Raw genomic sequence first — 20506 nt, 5'->3', positions numbered from 1 at the left:
ACCTTAGCCCATTTCCCCCACTTACAGTGCAGCCATCCATCACTCTGTGGCGCTCCTATGAATCTCTGGTTTCGATTGTTCCTCATGCTGTTCCGTCGTCCGTGGCGCAAGCCGGTCGACGCCCTCGCCACCACGGTCATTCGCCTGCGCGTATGGCCAACCGACCTGGACCTCAACCGCCATGTCACCAATGGACGGTACTTCACCCTGGCCGATATTGGCCGCATGGATTACGTGTTGCGCAGTGGCGCTTTTCGCGTGGCACTTCGGCACAAAGCGGTGCCGATCGTGGGCGATACCTGGGGCAAGTTCCGCCGTGAACTGAAACTGTTCGAAGCCTTCGAAATCCACACGCGAATGCTCGGCTGGGACCATAAGTGGAGCTTCATGGAACACCGCTTCGTCAGCGGCGGGCGCGTGGTCGGTGTGGTGGTGATGCGCGGCCTGTTCCGCGCCGGCAAGCGCACCGTCGACCCGGGCGAGTTTGCCCTTGAACTGGGGTTGTCCGAGCAATCGTTGCACATGCCCGAGTGGCTCACGGACTGGTCGCGCAGCTGCGATGACATGAGCCTGCAACTGCGCGAAGAAGAAGGTCAGCCCACCCGACGCCCGCCCATCGCGGCGTGATGCCCCCTTGGGGTTGCCCCGCTCAGCCCCGCGTCTTTTTGCGCGTCACAACTTGCGTCATGCAAAAGCAGGCTAAGCTGTGAGCAGCTTATTGCTCACGATGCTCGCTTCTGCAGGGTTGTGGTTTTTCTGGAGAGCGTCTGCAACAGCTACCTCAGACAGGCCCAACTTGTTCACGCAGGAATGACGTGATGACCGAGCCCCATCTCAGTTTTGACGCGCTCAAGCGCGCTGCCGCCGCAGGTGATATCGATACCGTCCTGGTTTGCATGGTCGACATGCAGGGACGGCTCGTTGGCAAGCGATTCCAGGTCGAGTTTTTCATCGACAGCGGCTATCAGGAAACCCACTGCTGCAACTACCTGCTGGCCGACGACATCGACATGGAGCCGGTGCCCGGCTATGCCGCCGCCAGTTGGAGCAAGGGTTATGGCGACTTCGTGCTCAAGCCCGACATGGCCACCCTGCGCCGCGTGCCGTGGCTGGAAGGTACGGCGCTGGTGCTGTGCGATGTACTCGATCATCACCATCGCCAGGATTTGCCCCACAGCCCCCGGGCGATCCTCAAGCGCCAGGTCGAGCGCCTGCGCGAGCGCGGCTACACCGGCATGTTCGCCTCGGAGCTGGAGTTCTACCTGTTCGACGAAAGCTACGACGCGATCCACCAACGCAATTACCGTCATCCGAAAACCGCTGGCCATTACATCGAGGATTACAACATCCTCCAGACCACCCGCGAGGAGCCCGTGCTGCGCGCCATTCGCAAGCACCTGCAAGCCTCGGGCATCCCGGTGGAAAACTCCAAGGGTGAATGGGGCCCGGGACAGGAAGAGATCAACATCCGTTACGCCGACGCGATGACCATGGCTGACCACCACGTGCTCATCAAGCACGCCTGCAAGGAGATCGCCGATGCCCAGGGCAAGGCGATCACCTTCATGGCCAAGTGGCGTTATGACGCCGCCGGGTCCAGCAGCCACATCCATAATTCGCTGTGGGACAAGAACGGCAAGAAGCCGCTGTTCTTCGAGGCCAAGGCCGAATTCGGCATGTCAAAACTGATGCGGTCCTGGGTGGCCGGCCAGCTCAAGTATGCCAACGACATCACCTGTTTCCTCGCGCCCTACATCAACTCGTACAAACGCTTCCAGGCCGGCACGTTCGCGCCCACCCGCGCGGTGTGGAGCCGGGACAACCGCACTGCCGGCTTTCGCCTGTGCGCCGAAGAGAGCAAATCCATCCGCATCGAGTGCCGCATCGGCGGTGCTGACCTCAACCCCTATCTGGCCTTCGCCGCACTCATCGCGGCGGGCCTGGCCGGTATCGACGAAAAGCTCGAACTCGCAGCCCCCTTCGAAGGCGATGCCTACGCCGACGAACACTCGCCGGAAGTCTCGAAAACCCTGCGCGAGGCCTGCGCCGCGCTCAAGGGCTCGAACATGTTGCGCCAGGCCTTCGGAGATGAAGTGGTCGAGCACTACGTGCACACCGCCGAATGGGAGCAGAAAGAGTACGACCGCCGTGTCACCGACTGGGAACTGCAGCGCGGCTTCGAGCGCTATTGAGATCACCATGACTGCGAAGATTGAGCTCATTTCCCCGGTGGATGGCCGGGTCTATGTCGAGCGCGAGAGTGCCGACGCGTCACAGGTCGAGCAGGCATTGGCGGCCGCGCAAATCGCCCAGCTCGACTGGCAGCGCCGGCCCTTGGGCGAACGCGCCGCGCTGTGCAGCGCCGCAGTCGAGGCAATGCTGAAAATGCAAGCCGACATCGTGCCGGAGCTGGCGTGGCAGATGGGGCGTCCAGTGCGTTATGGTGCTGGCGAGCTGCGCGGTTTTGCCGAACGGGCACGGCACATGATCGCGATTGCCCCACAGGCGCTGGCGACAGTGGAACCTGCGCCCATCGCCGGGTTCGGCCGTTACATCAAACGCGAACCACTGGGCACGGTGCTGGTGGTCGCGCCTTGGAACTATCCGTACCTGACGGCAGTGAACACGATCATCCCGGCACTGATGGCCGGCAACAGCGTGATCCTCAAGCACGCCTCGCAAACCCTGTTGGTGGGCGAACGCTTTGCCGAGGCTTTTCGCCGGGCGAACCTGCCGCAAGGCTTGTTTCACAACCTGTTGCTCAGCCACGCGATGACCGCACAGATCATTGGCTCGGGCCGTGTGCACCAAGTCAATTTCACCGGTTCCGTGCCAGCCGGCAAGGCCATTGAAGCCGCCGCTGTCGGCCGCTTCATCGGTGTGGGCCTGGAGTTGGGCGGCAAGGACCCCGCGTATGTGCGCGCCGACGCCAACCTTGAACACGCGGTGGAGAATCTGGTGGATGGCAGCTTTTTCAACTCCGGACAAAGCTGCTGCGCCATCGAGCGCATCTACGTCGACCAGGCCATTTACCCGGCGTTCATCGCACGCTTCGCCGAGCTGACGCGCCAGTACGTGCTGGGCAATCCGCTGGAGGAAGCGACGACGCTGGGGCCGCTGGTTTCTCCGGCTGCCGCCGATTTCGTCCGCGGCCAGATCAAGGCTGCGCAGGCCCAGGGCGCCAGGGCCTTGATTAACGCCAGCGATTTCCCCCCTGATGTGCCGGGCAGCGCCTACCTCGCACCCCAGGTGCTGGTGGACGTGAACCACGAGATGTCAGTGATGCGCGAAGAAAGCTTCGGACCGGTGGTCGGCATCATGTCGGTCACCGGTGACGACGAAGCGGTTCGGTTGATGAACGACAGCGAATTCGGGCTCAGCGCCTCGATCTGGACCCAGGATCCTGCCGCCGCCGAACACGTGGGCAACCAGATCGCCACCGGCACTGTGTTCATGAACCGTTGCGACTACCTTGACCCGGCACTGGCCTGGACCGGGGTCAAGCACAGCGGGCGCGGCGCCACCTTATCGAACCTCGGCTACGAGCACCTGACCCGACCCAAATCCTTCCATCTGCGCCACGAGGTGTAGAGCATGAGCCTGACTGGAAACTGGAACTACCCCACCAGCATTCGCTTCGGTGTCGGTCGTATCGCGGAGCTGCCCGCCATCTGCCGCAGCCAGGGCATCGAGCGTCCGCTGCTGGTGACCGACCGGGGCCTGGGCCAGGCACCGATCACCCTCGCCGCACTGGATGCCATGCGCGCCGCTGGCCTGGGCGCCGCGCTGTTTTGTGACCTCAAAGCCAATCCGGTCTCGGCCGATCTGGCCGGCGGACTCAAGGCCTGGGCCAGCGGCAATCATGATGGCGTGGTCGCCTTCGGCGGCGGCAGCGGCCTGGACATGGGCAAGCTCATCGCCTTCATGAGTGGCCAGAGCCGACCGGTTTGGGATTTCGAAGACATCGGCGACTACTGGACCCGCGCCGACGCCAGTCGCATCGCTCCGATCATCGCGGTGCCCACCACGGCGGGGACCGGCTCCGAGGTCGGTCGCGCGGCGGTGATCATCGAAGAAAGCACCCACACCAAACGCATCATCTTTCACCCGAAAATGATGCCCCAGGTGGTCATCAGCGACCCGGCGCTGACGGTTGGCATGCCGACCAGAATCACCGCTGGCACCGGGATGGACGCGCTCTCCCATTGCCTGGAAGCCTACTGCGCCCCTGGTTTTCATCCGCTGGCGGACGGCATTGCCGTCGAAGGCATGCGCCTGGTGGCCACCGCCCTGCAACGTGCGGTGCAGACACCTGATGATCTAGAGGCGCGTGCGCAAATGCTCGCCGCCGCCGCGATGGGCGCCACCGCGTTTCAGAAAGGCCTGGGTGGCATGCACGCTCTGTCGCATCCGGTGGGCGCGTTGTACGACACGCACCACGGCATGACCAATGCCGTGTTCATGCCCTATGTGCTGCAATTCAATCGCTCGGCCATCGAGGAGCGCATCGCCCGCCTCGCCGCTTACCTGGGCCTGCCTTCCCCCGGCTTCGACAGCTTCCTGGATTTTGTCCTCAAGTTACGCGCAGACATCGGCGTGCCACACACGTTGCACGCGCTGGGCGTCGATGACCGGCAGGTGGAACTGATCGCAGACATGGCTATCGTCGACCCCTCGGCCGGCGGCAATCCGCTGCCCCTGAACAAGGATGGCGCCACCCGTATTTTTACCGCGGCTTATCAGGGCCGCGTGTAGATCCAGGGCAATAACGGTTGTAACGGAGCAGTACGACAAGGTGTTGAAGGCCAGCCCATTGCGCACACGCCAATGGCTTGATCAAACCTCAAGGGGTACACCGCATGAACCCAGCAAGCCAGCCCAGCGCCGACACTCACGACGAGGATGTCAAAGCGCTGCACAGCATGGGCTACGCCCAGCAACTTTCGCGAAGGATGGGCGTGTTTTCCAATTTCGCGATTTCCTTTTCGATCATCTGCATCCTCTCCGGTGGCATCAACTCGCTGGCCCAGGGCACGTCGGGTGCCGGGGGCGCATCGATCGGTATTGGCTGGCCCATCGGTTGCCTGATCTCCGGGGTGTTCGCCCTGGCCATGGCGCAAATTTCCTCAGCCTACCCGACTGCTGGCGGGCTCTATCACTGGGGCTCGATTCTTGGGAACCGCTTCACCGGCTGGCTGACGGCCTGGTTCAATCTGCTGGGGCTGGTCACCGTTCTCGGCGCGATCAACGTCGGCACCTACTACTTCTTTTTCGGCGCGTTCGGACCGGCGCTCGGCATGGAAGACACCACCACGGTCAGGGTCATTTTCCTGGCGATCCTCACCGGCATCCAGGCGTTGTGCAACCACCTGGGGATCGGCCTGACCGCCAAGCTCACCGACTTTTCCGGCTACCTGATTTTTGCCACGGCGCTGGCGCTGACCATCGTCTGCCTGATCTCGGCACCCAGTTATGAATTCGTGCGGTTGTGGACGTTCGGCAACTATTCAGGTGCGGCGGGTGGCGGCGTATGGCCAGAAGTCTCCAACAGCTGGGTTTTCATGCTCGGCCTGCTGCTGCCGATCTACACCATCACCGGTTACGACGCGTCTGCGCATACCTCCGAAGAAACCCGCAACGCTGCCATGTCGGTGCCCAAGGGCATGGTCATGTCGGTGATCTGGTCGCTGCTGTTCGGTTGGGTAATGCTCAGCTCGTTCGTGCTGATGCTGCCGAACATGGACGATGCGGCCAAACAAGGCTGGAACGTGTTCTTCTGGGCCATGGACACCCAGGTCAATCCCAACGTCAAGTTCGCGCTGTACGTGGCAATTTTCGTCTCGCAGTTCCTGTGCGGGCTGGCGACCGTGACCTCGGTGTCGCGCATGATCTTCGCGTTCTCCCGTGACGGCGGCCTGCCCTGCTCCAAAGCCCTGTCGTCGGTGTCCCCGACCTTCCGCAGCCCGGTGGCAGCGATCTGGACCGGTGCCACACTGGCAGTGCTGTTCGACTGGGGATCGTCGGTGATCTCCATTGGCGAGACGCCGGTCTACACCATCGTCGTCTCGTGCACGGTGATCTTCCTGTTCTTCTCGTTCATCATCCCTATTGTCCTGGGCCTGTTTGCCTACGGCACCGCGAAGTGGCCGACCATGGGGCCGTGGAACATGGGGCGCGGGTTGTACACGCTGTTTTCCCTGCTCTCGATCATCTCGATGGTGGTGATTTTCGTCATCGGCATCCAGCCTCCCAACGACTGGGCACTGTACATCACCATCGGCTTCCTGGTGCTGACCGCCATCGTCTGGTTCGGCTTCGAAGCCCGGCGCTTCCAGGGCCCGCCAACAGGCGACCTGATCGTCAAGCGCCAAACGGAAATCGCTGCGGCAGAGGCGGCGTTGAACAAGCAGGCGGGGGTTTGATGGGCGGGTGAACTGTAGGAGCGAATTTATTCGCGATAGTCGTCAACGATGACGCAGGCTGCCTGACGGCCCGCGTTGTCCGGGCATTCGTTCGCGAGAAAGCTCGTTCAGGTTCAGCGGTGCAATGAAAAAGCCCCGCAAGCATGAGCCTGCGGGGCTTTTTCGTGAATCAACGCTCAAGCGTGCTCGCCGCGCGGCGAGCCAATGCGCTTACTGAACGTTTTTCAGCTTGATCACATCACCGGACACCTTGGTGGTGTAGCCGTTCAGGACCCAGGCCCAGAACCACTTTTCTTCAACCTGGGTGTTGATCAGTGCGTCGCCGCCCTTGGCCTGGATCGCCGCCTGTTGTGCACGGACGAAACGGCTGTTCTGGCGAATCGGGATGAGACCGAACAGCATCAGGCCGGTGGCGCTGGCTTCGCTGTGGCCAACGACAGTGTATTGGCTGGCGTCGTAATGCTGGGTCTTCATCGGTGCGCCGGTGCAGCCGGCGAGAACCACGCCGAACAAGGAAACGGCAAGCACTTTACTCAGATAATTCACAATGTCACTCCATAGGTAAACGCCCGGGATCCATCTCTCGGGCGGCGCATACCTTAACGCAGGAAACGGCTGATGGGTATCAGGTCAAACCCTGCCCCGCCATCTGGCAGCGCCTGCCTATTCGGCTTACCATGCCGCGCATCCCCCATTCATTATCGATAAACGGCGGTACCAACATGTTCGAGGTCACCGAGGTTTCCATTGCCGAACTGCGCGCGGCGCTCGAGTCCGGGCAGACCACGGCGGTAGAGTTGGTCGAGGCCTATCTTGCCCGCGTGGACGCCTATGACGGCGCCGACACCCCGACGGCCCTTAACGCGGTGGTGGTGCGCAACCCCGACGCCATAAAGGAAGCGAAAGCCTCGGATGCCCGTCGCGCGCAAGGTCAAACGTTGGGTCCGCTCGACGGCATTCCCTACACAGCCAAGGACAGTTACCTGGTCAAAGGGTTGACCGCCGCGTCCGGCAGCCCGGCCTTCGCCAACCTGATCGCCTACCGCGATGCGTTCACCATCGAACGGCTGCGCGCTGGCGGGGCAATCTGCCTGGGCAAGACCAACATGCCGCCCATGGCCAACGGTGGCATGCAACGCGGGGTCTATGGCCGTGCGGAGAGCCCGTATAACGCAGGCTACCTCACCGCCCCGTTCGCTTCCGGTTCTTCGAACGGCGCTGGCACCGCCACCGCTGCCAGCTTCGCGGCGTTCGGCCTGGCGGAAGAAACCTGGTCGAGCGGTCGCGGCCCGGCATCCAACAACGGACTTTGCGCCTACACACCTTCGCGCGGGGTCATCTCGGTGCGCGGCAATTGGCCGCTGACGCCGACCATGGACGTGGTCGTGCCGTTCGCCCGGACCATGGCTGACTTGCTCGAAGTACTGGACATCGTCGTCGCTGAAGACTCCGACACCCGCGGCGATCTGTGGCGTCTGCAACCCTGGGTGCCGATCCCAAGCGTTGCCTCGGTGCGCCCTGCCTCCTACGCCGAACTGGCGGTGAAGGCCGATGCACTGGCCGGCAGACGCCTCGGCGTGCCGCGCATGTTCATCAACGCCGACCCTGAAGCCGGCACCAGCGAAGCACCGGGCATCGGTGGGCCGACCGGCCAGCGCATCAACACCCGCCCCTCGGTGATTGCACTTTGGGAAGCGGCGCGCAAGGCGCTTGAAGCGGCCGGCGCTGAAGTCATCGAAGTGGATTTCCCGCTGGTGTCCAACTGCGAGGGCGACCGCCCCGGCGCACCGACGGTGTTCACCCGCGGCCTGGTGTCCAAGGAATTCCTGCACCACGAATTGTGGGACCTGACGGCCTGGGCATTCGACGACTTCCTGAAGGCCAACGGCGATCCAAAACTCAACCGATTGGTGGACGTCGACGGTTCGCTGATTTTCCCCCACGACCCCGGCACCCTGCCCAACCGTGAAGGCGACCTGGCGGCGGGCATGGACGAATATGTGCGTATGGCCGAACGCGGCATCACGCCGTGGGACCAGATCAGCACAGTTCCGGACGGCCTGCGAGGCCTAGAGCAGACCCGTCGCATTGACCTGGAAGACTGGATGGACCGGCTGGGCCTCGACGCGGTGCTGTTCCCGACCGTAGCCGACGTAGCACCGGCCAACGCCGACATCGACGAGGCCGCCGCCGACATCGCGTGGAGCAACGGCGTCTGGGTCGCCAACGGCAACCTCGCCATCCGTCACCTGGGTGTTCCAACGGTCACCGTACCAATGGGCGTCATGGCGGACATCGGTATGCCGGTCGGGCTGACGTTCGCCGGGCGTGCCTACGATGACTCGGCGCTGCTGCGTTTTGCGTCGGCGTTCGAATCGACCGGCAGCAAGCGGATGATCCCGCCGCGGACGCCGGCGCTGCAAACCGGCAAAAAAACTCGAACTCACCGTTGGCCCCCGCATCCAATGTGTAGGCCAACGGAGGAACGAGACATGAACGACAACACACGACAGCCCCCATCACCCGACAATGCGCCGCCGACCGACACTTCAGGCAAGCCGGTCAACGTGGTTGAACGAGACTTGCGCGACCCGGACGATGCCACTGAAGGCGTCGATAAAACCATCACGCCGACGTCGACCCGCACCAAGGAACAGGACGCCGAGGAACTCAAACGCAAGACGGATGAAATTGAACGCAAGGTTGCCGATGGAAATTAGTCGGAGTCTTGCTTCGGCGCACTGGGTTCAACGCTAGCCAGCGTGGGAGTGAGCCTGTCGAACCGTGGCGATGACCCAGCGAGCGCCGCGGCTTCGCGCAATCGCGTGTTATCGTTGACGATCATCGCGACGGTGCGACGACTCGGCAGTTTTGCTCCCGCCGTCATCGTGTGCCTGCCCATGGAAGAACGTGAAAACATGATCACCTGCTACCTGAAATACGTCCTGGACCCTTACCAGATCGAAGCCTTCGAACACTATGGCAAGCTGTGGATTCCCCTGGTCGAGAAATTTGGCGGCCAGCATCACGGTTACTTCCTGCCCGCCGAAGGCGCCAACAATATCGCCCTGGCGATGTTCAGCTTCCCCAGCCTTGCGGCCTACGAGCAATACCGCCAGGATTCCATGAAGGACCCCGAGTGCATCGCGGCCTTCCAATACGCGCAAGACACCAAGTGCATCCTCAGCTACGAGCGCAGTTTCTTCAGGCCGGTGTTCGGTGAACAGGCGCCACAACCGACCTGATCGATCGAACACAGCCAGGAGACGTCCGCATGCGCCTTTTGCCCACCCTCACCCGCCCCTGGCTGCAATCACTGCCGCTGCTGTGCCTGGTCGCCACGGCCCATGCCGAGCAGCGACCGGACCACATGGTCTATCTGCGCGCGATCGATCCGACCATCGAACAGGACATGCGCTACGCCGGCGCTCACAATTTCACCGGTCATCCCCTTGATGGGTACAACGCAGCCGAATGCCTGCTGACGCTGGACACGGCCAACGCCCTCGCCCGCGTGCAGGCGTCGCTGCGCGCACAGGGTTACAGTTTGAAGGTGTTCGACTGCTATCGACCGACGCGCGCAGTCGCTGACATGGGCCGCTTCGCCACGGAACCGGGCGATCCGCTGAAGGCCGAGTTCTACCCCCGCGTGGATAAACAGGACTTCTGGCGCCTGGGCTATGTAGCGCGGGTGTCGAACCATTCCCGTGGTTCGACCGTGGACTTGACCCTGGTCGGACCCAAGGCATTGCCCGCGGCAACCTGGACACCCGCTGCAACGCAAGTTGATTGCACCGCGCCTTACGGGCAGCGTTGGCAGGACGGCGCGCTCGACATGGGCACCGGGTTCGACTGTTTCGACGAGCGCACCCACACCGCCAACCCGGTGATCAATGCCACGGCCAGGGACAATCGCCAGCGCCTGGGCACGGCCATGGAAAAAGAAGGTTTCGCCGGTTACTCAAAGGAGTGGTGGCACTTCTCCTATACCCGCAACGGTGCGCCCGGCGAGGTCATGGACTTCCCGATCACGCCGCTCGACGCCCGCACAGCACTCGACACGAGCGGGCAACTCATCGTGGTCACGAGCAAAACCTGGAACGATATCCAGGGCATCGCCCAACGCTATGAGCGCGATGGCACAGGCTTTCGCAAATACGGTGAGGCCTTCGCGGTGGTGCTTGGGAAAAACGGATTGGCCTGGGGCAAAGGCCTGATCAGCGCCGATCCGGGCGACGCCCCGGTCAAGAAAGAGGGCGATGGAAAAGCGCCAGCCGGGATGTTCAAACTCGGGACGGCCTTTGGCTTCGACGCCACCGCCGCCACCCGACTGCCCTACCTCGCCCTGACGCCCACCACCGAATGCGTCGACGACAGCCAATCCCGAAGCTACAACCAAGTGCTCGACGGCGCGAAAGCCACACGGGACTGGGCCAGCTCGGAACAGATGCGCAGCGAGGCCGGCTATCGCCAGGGCATCGTCATCGAGCACAACACCCCTGCCACTCCCGCTTCGGGTTCGTGCATCTTTTTCCACATCTGGCGTAGCCCGACCTCACCGACGGCGGGCTGCACGGCCATGGATCAGGCGGACATCGCGCGCCTGTTCGAATGGCTGGACCCGCGCCAATCACCGCTGCTGGTGCAAATGCCCGAGGCGCAATACGCGCAGTGGCGCGATCGCTGGAATTTGCCGGAGCAGTGATCAACCCTGCTTCAGATCCAGGCAATAGGTGTAGTAGCCCGTGTCGCGCACGTAGCCCAGGGACTCGTAGAGCTTTTGCGCCGTGTGGTTATCGGTGGCGGTTTCCAGCGTCATGCCCTTGGCCCCCGTCAGCGACGCAAAGTCGCGGGCCGTGTTCATCAATTGCCTGGCCACGCCCCGACCCCGAGCCTCGGGTGCGGTGAACAGATCGCCCAATAGCCAGGTGCGATGCGCCTCGATCGATGAAAAAGTCGGGAACAACTGCACGAAGCCTAGCCCCAATCCCTGCCCGTCCTGGGCAACAAAGATCACTGATTCATCCCGCGCCATGCGTTCGGCGATGAAGTGCCGCGACTGTCCGAGGTTCGAGGGCTGGCCATAGAAACCTCGATAGGCGTCGAACAGTTGGGCAACATCGTCGAGGTGGGTGGCGTCGGCGCGATGAATCTGGATATCCATGAATGCGGTCTCCACCAAGTGTTGAGCGTAGATGAGGCTGATGTTCGGCTGTGGATTGTCATTGCCTGCTCGCGATGCAGCCAACTCGGACACCGCGGCTAGAAAACAATACGGCTCGTCGGCACCACATCAATCCGCGCCACCGACCCGGTCAGATGCGCCAGGTCCTTGTTGTGCTCGGCAATGATGTCTTCGGCCGTCAGGTTGCCGTTGTCGACGGTTGAGTGGGCGTCCGACGCCAGCACCACGTCATATCCCAGTTTCAATGCCTGACGTACGGTCGCGTTGACGCAGTAGTCGGTCTGCAAGCCACAAATTACCAGCCGATCGAAATCCTGGACCGGCAGCAACTTCTGCAGGCTGGTCTGGTAGAACGAATCCCCGGTGGTCTTGCGCACGCGGGCGTCCTGTGGCGAGACGTCCAACCCCGTAGCCAGTTGCCAACCGTCGGCCGCATGGACGAGTGGCCCGTCCGGTTCCTCGTGCTGAATCACGACCACGGGAACCCCCGCCGTGCGGGCGCGTGCACTGAGGTCGTTGATGGAGTCGATGACACGCGCGATCTCGAAACACTCGTACTCGCCCGAGCAGAGTGCCTGCTGGACGTCGATGATTAACAATGCGCTGGTCATGGTGCCTTCCTTGTGATGTCGGTGTGCAGGAGGACAGAAAATAGATCTGTCCTCCTGTTCTGACAAGCCCCTAGTAGCCGAGCGACAACCCGGTGTTGCGTCGAGGATCGTTGGCCCCGTAGAAACGGTTTTTGCCCACCGGTTTGCCCTCCAGCGAAGGCGCGCCCACCAGAATTGCCGCCACGTGGTTGGCATCCTGGGGACCGGCGAACTTGTGTCCCCAGCTTTCGAGGAGCTTCACCGTATCCGGGCTGGTGGTGAACGTCTCGAGGTTGGTCTCTTCCGGCAACCACTGCTGGTGAAAGCGCGGCGCGTCGACCGCTTCCTGGATGTTCATGCCGTAGTCGATGACGTTGAGCATGGTCAGCAAGGTCGCGGTGATAATGCGGCTGCCACCCGGTGTACCGACGACCATGACCACTTTGCCGTCCTTGGTGACAATGGTCGGGCTCATGGACGACAGCGGTGCCTTGCCGGGCGCGATAGCGTTGGCCTCGCCCTGCACCAGGCCGTACATGTTCGGCACACCGATCTTCGAAGTGAAGTCGTCCATTTCGTCGTTGAGAATCACCCCGGTCTTGCTCGCCATCACTCCGGCGCCAAACCAGTCATTGAGGGTGTAGGTGACCGAGACCGCATTGCCCCATTTGTCGACGATCGAGTAATGGGTGGTGTTGCTGCCCTCATGCGGCGCGACGCCTGGCTTGAGTTCGCTGGACACCGCTGCCTTCTGCGGATTGATGGCTGCGCGGATTTTGGTCGCGTAGTTTTTGTCCAGCAGATGGCTGATCGGGTTCTTCACGAAATCCGGGTCGCCGAGGTAGCTGTTGCGATCCACGTACGCATGCCGCATCGCTTCGATTTGATAGTGCATGCCCTGCGCCGAGTGGTACCCCAGATCCTTCATCGGGTAGCCGTCGAGGATGTTGAGGATCTCGCAGATCACCACTCCGCCGGAGCTGGGCGGTGGCGCAGAGACCACGTGGTAACCACGATAGTCGCACTCCACCGGGGCCAGCTCGCGGGTCTTGTACTTATCGAGGTCAGCCTGGGTGATGATGCCCTTGCCGGCCTGGCTCGACGTGACGAGGGCATCGGCCACCCACCCCTTGTAGAAACCGTCGGCGCCCTTCTCGGAAATTTCCCGCAGGGTCTTGCCCAGATCCTTCTGCACCAGCTTTTGCCCGACCTGCATCGGCTCTCCGTCGCTCAGGAAAATCGCGCCGGAATCCTTCATGTCTTTCTTGAACACGTCGGTGGCGGTTTCGAGCAGATCGACATCGCCCTGCTCCAGTACAAAACCGTCTTCGGCCAGCTTGATCGCCGGGGCGATCACTTCCTTGCGCGGCTTGGTCCCGTACTTGCTCAGCGCCAGCTCCATGCCAGAGACCGTGCCCGGAACACCGACGGCCAGGTGGCCGCGGGTGCTGAGCTCGGGAACCACGTTACCGGCCTTGTCCAGGTACATGTCGGCGGTCGCGGCCAGAGGCGCCTTTTCGCGGAAGTCGAGGAAGGTCTTGCGGCCATCCGCCAGTTGTATGGTCATGAAACCGCCGCCGCCCAGGTTACCGGCTGCGGGATAGACCACCGCCAGCGCATAACCGACCGCGACGGCGGCATCGACGGCGTTGCCACCGTTCTTGAGTACGTCTACGCCGACATGGCTCGCCAGGTGCTGGGCAGTCACCACCATGCCGTTTTCGGCCGCGACCGGGGCAACGGAGGCTGCGTAGCTAGTCAGGCAGGAGAGCGCCAGGGAGGTCGCAATGAGCGATTTGGCAAAAGGTTCGAACTTCATGGGTCGGTCTCTTCTTGTTTTCAGGCTCTGCATCCAGCAGAGGACAGCGCTTCAAGAGCAGAGGCAAGTATGGTCGGGATTGCGTATTGCGCCTCCCCGATCAGGCAGTATGCTTGCACCTTGTTCAGCTCTTGGGCGCAGACCCCGGCATGACTTTCACCTGCACCACCATGACCTCGCCAGTGGGCGAACTGACCCTGGTCGCGAACGGTTCGAGACTGGCGGCCATCCTCTGGGAAAACGACAAACCCAACCGGGTTCGCCTCGGAACGATGTGCCAAGCGCCCGACCTGCCGATCCTGGTGAGCACACGGCAACAATTGACTGAGTATTTTGCCGGCAGTCGCCAGCGCTTCGACTTGGAACTGGAGTTCTGCGGAACCGATTTCCAGAAAAAGGTGTGGCAGGCGTTGCTAACGATTCCGTTCGGTGAAACCCGCAGCTACAGCCAGATAGCCGAACAGATCGGCCACCCGAGTGCGGTGCGTGCAGTGGGTGCGGCCAATGGCCGGAACCCCATATCGATCATCGCGCCGTGCCATCGGGTGATCGGGGCGTCGGGGAAATTGACCGGGTTTGCAGGGGGGCTTGCGGCCAAGGAGTTGTTGCTGAAACTCGAAGGTTTCTGGCTACTGTAGGAGCGAGCCTGTCGAGGCGTCGCTCCTACAGGGGATCGGGGTATCGCTACTTAGGCGAAGATGTTTTTCATCGCCGCATACTGCAACAGCATGATGGTCTTCGCGTCGCAGATCTCGCCGCGTTCGAATGCCTGCAGCGCCTCATCGAATGACCATTCGAGCACTTCCAGTTCTTCGGTTTCTTCTTCCAGCCCGCCACCTTCGCTGACCTTGGACGCGGCATCGTATTCGGCAATGAAAAAGTGCAGTTTCTCCGTGACCGAACCGGGGCTCATGTAAGACTCGAACACTTTTTGCACATGGTGCACGCGATAACCGGTCTCTTCCTCGGCCTCCTCGCGAATACGCGTTTCGGGCGAGGCGCCATCGAGCAAACCGGCCGCCACTTCGATCAGCAAGCCATCGTGGCCGTTGACAAACACCGGCAAGCGGAACTGCCGCGTCAGCACCACGGTGCGCTTTTCCCGGTTGAACAGCAGGATCGCGGCGCCATTGCCGCGATCGTAGACCTCACGCGTCTGGCGTTGCCACTCGCCGTTGTTGCGCTGGTAATCGAAGGTAATTTTCTTCAGCAGATACCAATCGTGAGACAACACCTGAGACTCGATGATGTTGACCCGTTCGGCGGTGTCGGGCATGACAGAACGTCCTTTTTGCGTCGGGAAAACGCTCATCCTAATCGGCCCGAACGCATCATGAAAGCTGTGCCTCATATTCCCTCTGATACTGCCCGGCGAGCGTTTCCTTCTGTTTGTCATCAAGCAGCTTGCCCGCCATCTGAAAAAACTTCTGCTCTTCTTCCTTGAGGTGGTGATGGACCTTGTCGCTGAGTTTTTTCGCCGTTGCCAGCCAGGCCGGGCTGGACATTTCGGTCTCGTCGAGTTCTTCCATCATCTCGTCCATTTCGTGATGTTCGGCGATAGCGTGGCGGCTCAGGTCCACGCCGTTGTCGAACTGCATCAACGGGATATAAAAGTGCCGTTCCTCGGCGGTTTCATGGGCCTGCAGTTCGGCCTTCAATTGCTTATAGGCTTCGACGCGCTCCGGCGTGTCACCGCTGGTCTCGATCAGCGCCTTGGCATAGGTGCGCTGGCGCTCGTGACTTTCGCGCAAGGCTTCAAAAATATTCATGGCAATCCTCATCGGCCGCGTTCTGAAATGACGCTCAGGGAGCTAGACAGCGACGCGATGACGACGGTTCCTCAAGGGATGGACCAATTTCCACAACCCCGATACGCTCGCGGCTCTGCCATAAGGACATAGCTGATGACCTTGATCATTGAACACAAGCAAGACCCCACTCCGGAAGATCGCGAGGCGATCCTCGCCCCGCTGCGGGCCTACAACGTCGCACAGGCCGGAGACGGCAAATCGGAACTGCTGGCGCTGCTGGTACGCGATGAGCAGGGCGAAATCCTCGGCGGTTTGTATGGCCGGTTTTTCTATCGCTGGTTGTTTATCGAATTGCTCTCGGTGCCGGAACAGGCCCGAGGCGACGGCATGGGTTCGAAGCTGATGCGCATGGCCGAAGACCTGGCGCACGAGAAGGAATGCGTGGGGATTTGGCTGGACACCTTCAGCTTCCAGGCACCGGCGTTTTACCAGAAGCTGGGATACAGCGAGCTGGGTGAGATCGTGGACTACCCGCCGGGACATAGGCGGCATTTTTTCCAGAAGCGTTTGACTCAAGCCTGAGGCAAACCATTGTCCGCCGTGTGGGAGCGGGCTTGCTCGCGAATGCGGTGGTTCAGCAAACAGCGTATCGACTGACAAACCGCTTTCGCGAGCAAGCCCGCTCCCACAAAAGGTGAACCGGGGTGGTCAGGACATCACAGGCACGTCGCCAATGCCGCCAACCGGCGCTTGGCGACAAAGTCATCCTTTTGCGTGTAGTAGTTCAACGCCGTCCCGGACGCATCTTCGCGAATGTCGACAAAGGACTCCGCCGAGCGCGTGTAAACGGTCGAACCTCCCCGCATGCCCGGCTCCAGGTAGGCGCCAGCATCGACACCGAAGACGGCTTCGTCCTGCCAGGAGAACTGCACGCACTGGGCGACGACTTTTTCCGGCTTGTCAGAGCTCAGGATTTTATTCGGCGCACCGTTACGGGCATTTTCCATTACCGAACCGGCACATCCGGCCAGCAATGTTGCGGCCAGGGCCACCATCAGTATTCGCATTGCATGTGCTCATCAGGAAAAAGCCGACTGTATCACCGTGGGTGGGTGTATCGTTCTGCTTTAGTGCATGCCCCCCATATTCAAGGAGCGACCATGGCGACACCGGAACAGCAACACGAGCAGGCGCTGGAACGGTTTCTCGATGAGCGCCCCGAGTTGCGCATCGAACTGGACAACCTCAACCCATTGCTGGCCCAGGCCAAGGGCGAAACCCAGGCGCAGTTTCGTGAGGAGCGTTTGCATGAAGCCTTCGAGGCCGAAGCCGAACGCCTGGGCCTTTTTGCCTGGGAGCTGACCCTGCAACTGACGGCGGCAACAGCCCAGGACTACGAAGCCCAGCGCCTGAATGTGCATCGTGAAGTCGCTGAAATGGCCGGGATGGACTGGCTGGAGTATTGCGAGTTGTATGGACTGAAACCTTAACCCTCGCCGTCCAAGGAGTCTGCCGACGATGCTGCCTTCGTCCACCACCGCCCATGCCAGCCCTGGGCACCTGCACACGCAAAAATGGCGCGGACGCGTCGGCCTGACCCTGGTGGCCGCCCTCTCGGTCCTGGCCGGCATGACCGACGCAATCGGTTTCATGGCGAGCGGCGATTTTGTCTCCTTCATGAGCGGCAACACGACCCGCCTTGCCGTGGCCATCAGCGACGGCGACCTTGGTCTGACCCTTCGCCTGTTGGTCGTGGTAGCCACCTTTGTCATCGGTAATGCCTTGGGCATTCTGGTCAGCCGTATCGGCGGACGACGCGCACTGCCGTTGCTGTTGTGCATCGCCCTGTTGCTGTGCACGGCGGCAGGCTGGCCCTATGACGAGCAACTGCCGGCGCTGCTGGCAGCGATTATCGCCATGGGCATGCTCAACGCCGCCGTCGAGCAAGTGAACGGCCTGCCGGTGGGCCTGACCTACGTCACCGGCGCCCTGTCGCGCTTCGGTCGCGGTCTGGGACGCTGGTTGCTGGGTGAACGCCGTAACGGCTGGCGCGTGCAACTGGTGCCCTGGACCGGGATGTTCGCCGGCGCGGTGCTGGGCGCCCTGCTGGAACATCAATTCGGGCTCCAGGCGTTGTTTGCCAGCGGCGTGCTGGCGGGAGTGCTGGGGGTGGTGTCACTGCAGATTCCCCGGCGGTGGCAGTTGGGGTATATGCCTCGGTAATCATGGCGATCACAAATCCCCTGTGGGAGCGGGCTTGCCCGCGATGAATCCAACAAGGTCCCCAGCGAACACTTGGCCCCTCCCCCCGATAAAGCTTTATCATGGCCGCAGTTCCGCAGATCGAGTTCACCATGAAGTTCGCCATCGCCGTATTCTCCGCCGCCCACGCGCCCTCCTCGCGCCGTGCCTTGCTGTTCGCCCAGGCTGCGCTGGCGGGGGGGCATGAGATTGTCCGGCTGTTTTTCTATCAGGACGGCGTCTACAACGCCTCCGGCAGCGTGGTCACACCCCAGGACGAACAGGACTTGCCCAAACAATGGCGTAACTTCGTCACCGAGCGTCAGTTAGACGGTGTGGTGTGCATCGCCGCCGCCCTGCGTCGTGGGGTGCTCAATGCCGAAGAAGCGACACGATATCAACGCGAAGCCGCCGCCGTGGACGCCCCCTGGGAACTGTCCGGCCTCGGTCAGTTGCATGATGCAGTGCAGGACGCCGACCGCCTGATCTGTTTTGGAGGCGCGTGACATGCCCAAATCCTTGCTGATTGTCAGTCGCCAGGCCCCCTGGTCCGGACCGAGCGCCCGCGAAGCGCTGGATATCGTATTGGCCGGCGGCGCATTCGACCTGCCGATCGGCCTGCTGTTTCTGGATGATGGCGTGTTTCAACTGGCGTCTAAACAGGACGCCAAGGCCCTGCAACAGAAAGACTTGAGCGCCAATTTGCAGGCCTTGCCGATGTTCGGCGTCGATGAGCTGTTCGTCTGTAGCGACAGCGCCACCGAACGAGGCCTGGCCCCGTCAAGTCTGGCGTTTGAGGAAGTCCAAGCCTTGAACGCCGCTGAAATCACCGCTCTTATTGACCGTTACGACCAGGTGATCACCCTCTGATGTCGACTTTGCATGTGTTGTCTCACTCTCCGTTCGGCGACGATCGCCTGAACGGTTGCCTGCGCCTTATCGGTGCCAACGATGCGTTGCTGCTGACGGGCGACGCGGTGTATGCGTTGCAACCTGCCACCGCTCCCTTCAACGCACTGAGCGCCCGCGCACCGACGCTGTACGTACTCGCCGAGGACGCCCAGGCCCGCGCCCTGGACATTCCCGCCGACGCCCGGGCCATCGATTACCCGGCCTTCGTCGAGTTGTCGCTGCACTACGACAAGGTCAACAGTTGGCTATGAATTCCCTGACCGTCGGCGCCCGCGCCATCGAACTGGACAAGGACGGCTTCCTCGTCGAGCTTGGCGACTGGTCCGCTGAAGTCGCCAGTGCCCTCGCAGCCGCCGAAGACATCGAGTTGAGCCCCGAGCACTGGGAAGTCCTCGAGCTGTTGCGCGCCTTCTACGCCGAATTCCAGTTGTCTCCGGCCACGCGTCCGCTGATCAAATACACCGCCTTGAAACTCGGCCCGGACAAAGGCAACAGCCTGCACCTGAACCGCCTGTTCAAAGGCACCCCTGCCAAACTCGCCGCGAAACTGGCGGGCCTGCCCAAACCGACGAATTGCCTATGACCGACTACCCAGCGTTGACCCTCGAAACGCCCGCCGAGCACCCGTTCGCCCAGTTCGTGCGGATACTGGGCAAAGGCAAGCGCGGCGCCCGCGACCTGACTCGCGAAGAAGCCCGCCAAGCCATGGGCATGGTGCTCGACGAACAGGTCGAGCCAACACAGCTCGGCGCCTTCCTGATGCTCTTGCGGCACAAGGAAGAAAGCGCGGAAGAAATGGCCGGATTCACCGAAGCCTTGCGCGAGCGCTTGCAGGCGCCATCACTTGCGGTCGACCTGGACTGGCCGACCTACGCCGGCAAAAAACGTCATCTGCCATGGTACCTGCTGGCGGCCAAATGTCTGGCACACAATGGCCTGCGGGTATTCATGCATGGCGGCGGCGCCCACACGGCCGGGCGGCTGTACAGCGAGCAACTGCTGGCGGCGCTGAACATCCCGTTGTGCCGCAACTGGCAGCAAGTGGGTGCCGCGCTGGATCACGGCGGCCTGGCGTTCATGCCGTTGATGGACTGGGCACCGCAGCTGCAGCACATGATCGACCTTCGCAATACCCTGGGTTTGCGCTCGCCGATCCATTCCCTGGCGCGCCTCCTGAACCCGTTGGCCGCCCGATGTGGCCTGCAAAGCATTTTCCACCCCGGCTACCAGGCCGTGCACCGCGAGGCCAGCCGTTTGCTCGGCGACACCGCCATTGTGATCAAGGGCGACGGTGGCGAGATCGAAATCAATCCGGATGCCGACAGCCACCTGTACGGCACGACCGCTGGCGAAAACTGGGACGAGGAGTGGCCGCAGTTGTCGACCCAGCGCCACGTCAAGCCGGCCGCGCTGGACCCTGAGCACCTCAAGGCCGTGTGGCGCGGCGATGTGGTCGACAGTTACCCGCAAATGGCGCTGATTTCGACCATGGCCCTGGCCTTGCGTGGCCTCGGTCAAACTCGCGAACACGCTTTCGAAACCGCCAACCGCTACTGGGATGCGCGAGACAAATCGATTTAATCGAT

The 20506-nt window shown here is 61.9% G+C and carries 23 protein-coding genes and 1 pseudogene; 17 read left to right on the top strand and 7 right to left on the bottom strand.

Annotated features, from left to right (window positions below):
• The first annotated feature begins 57 nt into the window (after positions 1 to 57).
• The 5 genes from AB4O36_RS07370 to AB4O36_RS07350 all read left to right on the top strand — a co-directional run bounded on the left by AB4O36_RS07370 (position 58) and on the right by AB4O36_RS07350 (position 6422).
• On the top strand, positions 58 to 627 hold the full coding sequence (locus tag AB4O36_RS07370; RefSeq protein WP_460122973.1) for an acyl-CoA thioesterase: 570 nt from the start codon (positions 58 to 60) through the stop codon (positions 625 to 627).
• A gap of 191 nt (positions 628 to 818) precedes the next feature.
• A complete protein-coding gene (locus AB4O36_RS07365) occupies positions 819 to 2192 on the top strand; it encodes a glutamine synthetase family protein (RefSeq protein WP_460141354.1) in 1374 nt (457 codons plus the stop codon).
• Positions 2193 to 2199: 7 nt separating this feature from the next.
• Positions 2200 to 3591 carry an aldehyde dehydrogenase family protein gene (locus AB4O36_RS07360; protein ID WP_460122967.1) on the top strand — a complete coding sequence of 464 codons (1392 nt, stop codon included), beginning with the start codon at positions 2200 to 2202 and terminating at the stop codon, positions 3589 to 3591.
• 3 nt (positions 3592 to 3594) lie between these two features.
• Entirely contained in the window at positions 3595 to 4755 is a 1161-nt protein-coding gene (locus AB4O36_RS07355; RefSeq protein WP_460141353.1) for an iron-containing alcohol dehydrogenase, read from the top strand.
• Positions 4756 to 4859: 104 nt separating this feature from the next.
• Positions 4860 to 6422: an amino acid permease gene (locus AB4O36_RS07350; protein ID WP_460122961.1), complete on the top strand. Its 1563-nt coding sequence runs from the start codon at positions 4860 to 4862 to the stop codon at positions 6420 to 6422.
• A gap of 210 nt (positions 6423 to 6632) precedes the next feature.
• Here AB4O36_RS07350 and AB4O36_RS07345 read toward each other — a convergent pair whose 3' ends face one another.
• The gene (locus AB4O36_RS07345; protein WP_460122958.1) at positions 6633 to 6968 is read right to left on the bottom strand and encodes a hypothetical protein; all 336 of its coding nucleotides are present in this window, start codon (positions 6966 to 6968) and stop codon (positions 6633 to 6635) included.
• Between the two features lie 176 nt (positions 6969 to 7144).
• On the opposite strand from AB4O36_RS07345, the pseudogene AB4O36_RS07340 reads away from it, so the two are divergent.
• The 3 genes and pseudogenes from AB4O36_RS07340 to AB4O36_RS07330 form a co-directional block, all read left to right on the top strand.
• Positions 7145 to 8842 (top strand): annotated as a pseudogene (locus AB4O36_RS07340) (amidase); the annotation flags it as partial.
• Between the two features lie 498 nt (positions 8843 to 9340).
• Entirely contained in the window at positions 9341 to 9667 is a 327-nt protein-coding gene (locus AB4O36_RS07335) for an NIPSNAP family protein (protein WP_460126630.1), read from the top strand.
• A gap of 29 nt (positions 9668 to 9696) precedes the next feature.
• On the top strand, positions 9697 to 11127 hold the full coding sequence (locus tag AB4O36_RS07330) for a M15 family metallopeptidase (RefSeq protein WP_460141352.1): 1431 nt from the start codon (positions 9697 to 9699) through the stop codon (positions 11125 to 11127).
• On the opposite strand, the gene AB4O36_RS07325 is transcribed toward AB4O36_RS07330, so the two are convergent.
• The 3 genes from AB4O36_RS07325 to ggt all read right to left on the bottom strand — a co-directional run bounded on the left by AB4O36_RS07325 (position 11128) and on the right by ggt (position 14016).
• On the bottom strand, positions 11128 to 11586 hold the full coding sequence (locus AB4O36_RS07325) for a GNAT family N-acetyltransferase (protein ID WP_460122946.1): 459 nt from the start codon (positions 11584 to 11586) through the stop codon (positions 11128 to 11130).
• Between the two features lie 98 nt (positions 11587 to 11684).
• Positions 11685 to 12218: a cysteine hydrolase family protein gene (locus AB4O36_RS07320; RefSeq protein ID WP_460141351.1), complete on the bottom strand. Its 534-nt coding sequence runs from the start codon at positions 12216 to 12218 to the stop codon at positions 11685 to 11687.
• Positions 12219 to 12288: 70 nt separating this feature from the next.
• Positions 12289 to 14016 (bottom strand): gamma-glutamyltransferase, encoded by a 1728-nt coding sequence (gene ggt / locus AB4O36_RS07315; RefSeq protein ID WP_460141350.1) that lies wholly within the window; start codon positions 14014 to 14016, stop codon positions 12289 to 12291.
• A gap of 149 nt (positions 14017 to 14165) precedes the next feature.
• Between ggt and AB4O36_RS07310 the strand changes: the two genes are divergently transcribed.
• Positions 14166 to 14654 carry a methylated-DNA--[protein]-cysteine S-methyltransferase gene (locus tag AB4O36_RS07310; RefSeq protein ID WP_460141349.1) on the top strand — a complete coding sequence of 163 codons (489 nt, stop codon included), beginning with the start codon at positions 14166 to 14168 and terminating at the stop codon, positions 14652 to 14654.
• A gap of 50 nt (positions 14655 to 14704) precedes the next feature.
• Here AB4O36_RS07310 and AB4O36_RS07305 read toward each other — a convergent pair whose 3' ends face one another.
• A complete protein-coding gene (locus AB4O36_RS07305; RefSeq protein WP_460122935.1) occupies positions 14705 to 15292 on the bottom strand; it encodes an NUDIX domain-containing protein in 588 nt (195 codons plus the stop codon).
• A 55-nt stretch (positions 15293 to 15347) separates the two neighbouring features.
• Positions 15348 to 15785, bottom strand: coding sequence for a hemerythrin domain-containing protein (locus tag AB4O36_RS07300; RefSeq protein WP_460141348.1), 438 nt, complete (start codon positions 15783 to 15785; stop codon positions 15348 to 15350).
• 135 nt (positions 15786 to 15920) lie between these two features.
• Here AB4O36_RS07300 and AB4O36_RS07295 point away from each other — a divergent pair, with 135 nt between their 5' ends.
• The gene (locus AB4O36_RS07295; RefSeq protein ID WP_460122930.1) at positions 15921 to 16349 is read left to right on the top strand and encodes a GNAT family N-acetyltransferase; all 429 of its coding nucleotides are present in this window, start codon (positions 15921 to 15923) and stop codon (positions 16347 to 16349) included.
• 134 nt (positions 16350 to 16483) lie between these two features.
• On the opposite strand, the gene AB4O36_RS07290 is transcribed toward AB4O36_RS07295, so the two are convergent.
• On the bottom strand, positions 16484 to 16834 hold the full coding sequence (locus AB4O36_RS07290; RefSeq protein ID WP_460122927.1) for a hypothetical protein: 351 nt from the start codon (positions 16832 to 16834) through the stop codon (positions 16484 to 16486).
• A 93-nt stretch (positions 16835 to 16927) separates the two neighbouring features.
• Here AB4O36_RS07290 and AB4O36_RS07285 point away from each other — a divergent pair, with 93 nt between their 5' ends.
• From AB4O36_RS07285 to AB4O36_RS07255, 7 genes are all read left to right on the top strand, one after another.
• Positions 16928 to 17257 carry a DUF6388 family protein gene (locus AB4O36_RS07285; RefSeq protein ID WP_460122925.1) on the top strand — a complete coding sequence of 110 codons (330 nt, stop codon included), beginning with the start codon at positions 16928 to 16930 and terminating at the stop codon, positions 17255 to 17257.
• Positions 17258 to 17285: 28 nt separating this feature from the next.
• Positions 17286 to 17990 carry a YoaK family protein gene (locus tag AB4O36_RS07280; protein WP_460122922.1) on the top strand — a complete coding sequence of 235 codons (705 nt, stop codon included), beginning with the start codon at positions 17286 to 17288 and terminating at the stop codon, positions 17988 to 17990.
• A 131-nt stretch (positions 17991 to 18121) separates the two neighbouring features.
• Positions 18122 to 18514, top strand: a complete 393-nt coding sequence (gene tusD / locus AB4O36_RS07275) for a sulfurtransferase complex subunit TusD (protein WP_460126628.1) — start codon at positions 18122 to 18124, stop codon at positions 18512 to 18514.
• Between the two features lies 1 nt (position 18515).
• Positions 18516 to 18878, top strand: coding sequence for a sulfurtransferase complex subunit TusC (gene tusC / locus AB4O36_RS07270; RefSeq protein ID WP_460122920.1), 363 nt, complete (start codon positions 18516 to 18518; stop codon positions 18876 to 18878).
• Positions 18878 to 19171, top strand: a complete 294-nt coding sequence (gene tusB / locus AB4O36_RS07265; RefSeq protein WP_460141347.1) for a sulfurtransferase complex subunit TusB — start codon at positions 18878 to 18880, stop codon at positions 19169 to 19171. The genes tusC and tusB overlap by 1 nt, the downstream gene beginning before the upstream one ends.
• Positions 19168 to 19503 carry a TusE/DsrC/DsvC family sulfur relay protein gene (locus AB4O36_RS07260; RefSeq protein WP_460122914.1) on the top strand — a complete coding sequence of 112 codons (336 nt, stop codon included), beginning with the start codon at positions 19168 to 19170 and terminating at the stop codon, positions 19501 to 19503. The genes tusB and AB4O36_RS07260 overlap by 4 nt, the downstream gene beginning before the upstream one ends.
• A 14-nt stretch (positions 19504 to 19517) precedes the next feature.
• Positions 19518 to 20501, top strand: coding sequence for a glycosyl transferase family protein (locus tag AB4O36_RS07255; protein WP_460126625.1), 984 nt, complete (start codon positions 19518 to 19520; stop codon positions 20499 to 20501).
• Positions 20502 to 20506: the final 5 nt, after the last annotated feature.

The organism is Pseudomonas sp. S2_E01 (assembly GCF_054668365.1).
The sequence above is the reverse complement of the archived record's forward strand: the minus strand, read 5'-3'. Positions and strand labels throughout refer to the sequence as shown.

What these genes read in the sequence shown, in the direction of transcription:
- AB4O36_RS07370 (WP_460122973.1), top strand. Translation starts at nt 58, where the DNA reads ATGAATCTCTGGTTTCGATTGTTCCTCATGCTGTTCCGTCGTCCGTGG.
- AB4O36_RS07365 (WP_460141354.1), top strand. Translation starts at nt 819, where the DNA reads ATGACCGAGCCCCATCTCAGTTTTGACGCGCTCAAGCGCGCTGCCGCC.
- AB4O36_RS07360 (WP_460122967.1), top strand. Translation starts at nt 2,200, where the DNA reads ATGACTGCGAAGATTGAGCTCATTTCCCCGGTGGATGGCCGGGTCTAT.
- AB4O36_RS07355 (WP_460141353.1), top strand. Translation starts at nt 3,595, where the DNA reads ATGAGCCTGACTGGAAACTGGAACTACCCCACCAGCATTCGCTTCGGT.
- AB4O36_RS07350 (WP_460122961.1), top strand. Translation starts at nt 4,860, where the DNA reads ATGAACCCAGCAAGCCAGCCCAGCGCCGACACTCACGACGAGGATGTC.
- AB4O36_RS07335 (WP_460126630.1), top strand. Translation starts at nt 9,341, where the DNA reads ATGATCACCTGCTACCTGAAATACGTCCTGGACCCTTACCAGATCGAA.
- AB4O36_RS07330 (WP_460141352.1), top strand. Translation starts at nt 9,697, where the DNA reads ATGCGCCTTTTGCCCACCCTCACCCGCCCCTGGCTGCAATCACTGCCG.
- AB4O36_RS07325 (WP_460122946.1), bottom strand. Translation starts at nt 11,586, where the DNA reads ATGGATATCCAGATTCATCGCGCCGACGCCACCCACCTCGACGATGTT.
- AB4O36_RS07320 (WP_460141351.1), bottom strand. Translation starts at nt 12,218, where the DNA reads ATGACCAGCGCATTGTTAATCATCGACGTCCAGCAGGCACTCTGCTCG.
- ggt (WP_460141350.1), bottom strand. Translation starts at nt 14,016, where the DNA reads ATGAAGTTCGAACCTTTTGCCAAATCGCTCATTGCGACCTCCCTGGCG.
- AB4O36_RS07310 (WP_460141349.1), top strand. Translation starts at nt 14,166, where the DNA reads ATGACTTTCACCTGCACCACCATGACCTCGCCAGTGGGCGAACTGACC.
- AB4O36_RS07305 (WP_460122935.1), bottom strand. Translation starts at nt 15,292, where the DNA reads ATGCCCGACACCGCCGAACGGGTCAACATCATCGAGTCTCAGGTGTTG.
- AB4O36_RS07300 (WP_460141348.1), bottom strand. Translation starts at nt 15,785, where the DNA reads ATGAATATTTTTGAAGCCTTGCGCGAAAGTCACGAGCGCCAGCGCACC.
- AB4O36_RS07295 (WP_460122930.1), top strand. Translation starts at nt 15,921, where the DNA reads ATGACCTTGATCATTGAACACAAGCAAGACCCCACTCCGGAAGATCGC.
- AB4O36_RS07290 (WP_460122927.1), bottom strand. Translation starts at nt 16,834, where the DNA reads ATGCGAATACTGATGGTGGCCCTGGCCGCAACATTGCTGGCCGGATGT.
- AB4O36_RS07285 (WP_460122925.1), top strand. Translation starts at nt 16,928, where the DNA reads ATGGCGACACCGGAACAGCAACACGAGCAGGCGCTGGAACGGTTTCTC.
- AB4O36_RS07280 (WP_460122922.1), top strand. Translation starts at nt 17,286, where the DNA reads ATGCTGCCTTCGTCCACCACCGCCCATGCCAGCCCTGGGCACCTGCAC.
- tusD (WP_460126628.1), top strand. Translation starts at nt 18,122, where the DNA reads ATGAAGTTCGCCATCGCCGTATTCTCCGCCGCCCACGCGCCCTCCTCG.
- tusC (WP_460122920.1), top strand. Translation starts at nt 18,516, where the DNA reads ATGCCCAAATCCTTGCTGATTGTCAGTCGCCAGGCCCCCTGGTCCGGA.
- tusB (WP_460141347.1), top strand. Translation starts at nt 18,878, where the DNA reads ATGTCGACTTTGCATGTGTTGTCTCACTCTCCGTTCGGCGACGATCGC.
- AB4O36_RS07260 (WP_460122914.1), top strand. Translation starts at nt 19,168, where the DNA reads ATGAATTCCCTGACCGTCGGCGCCCGCGCCATCGAACTGGACAAGGAC.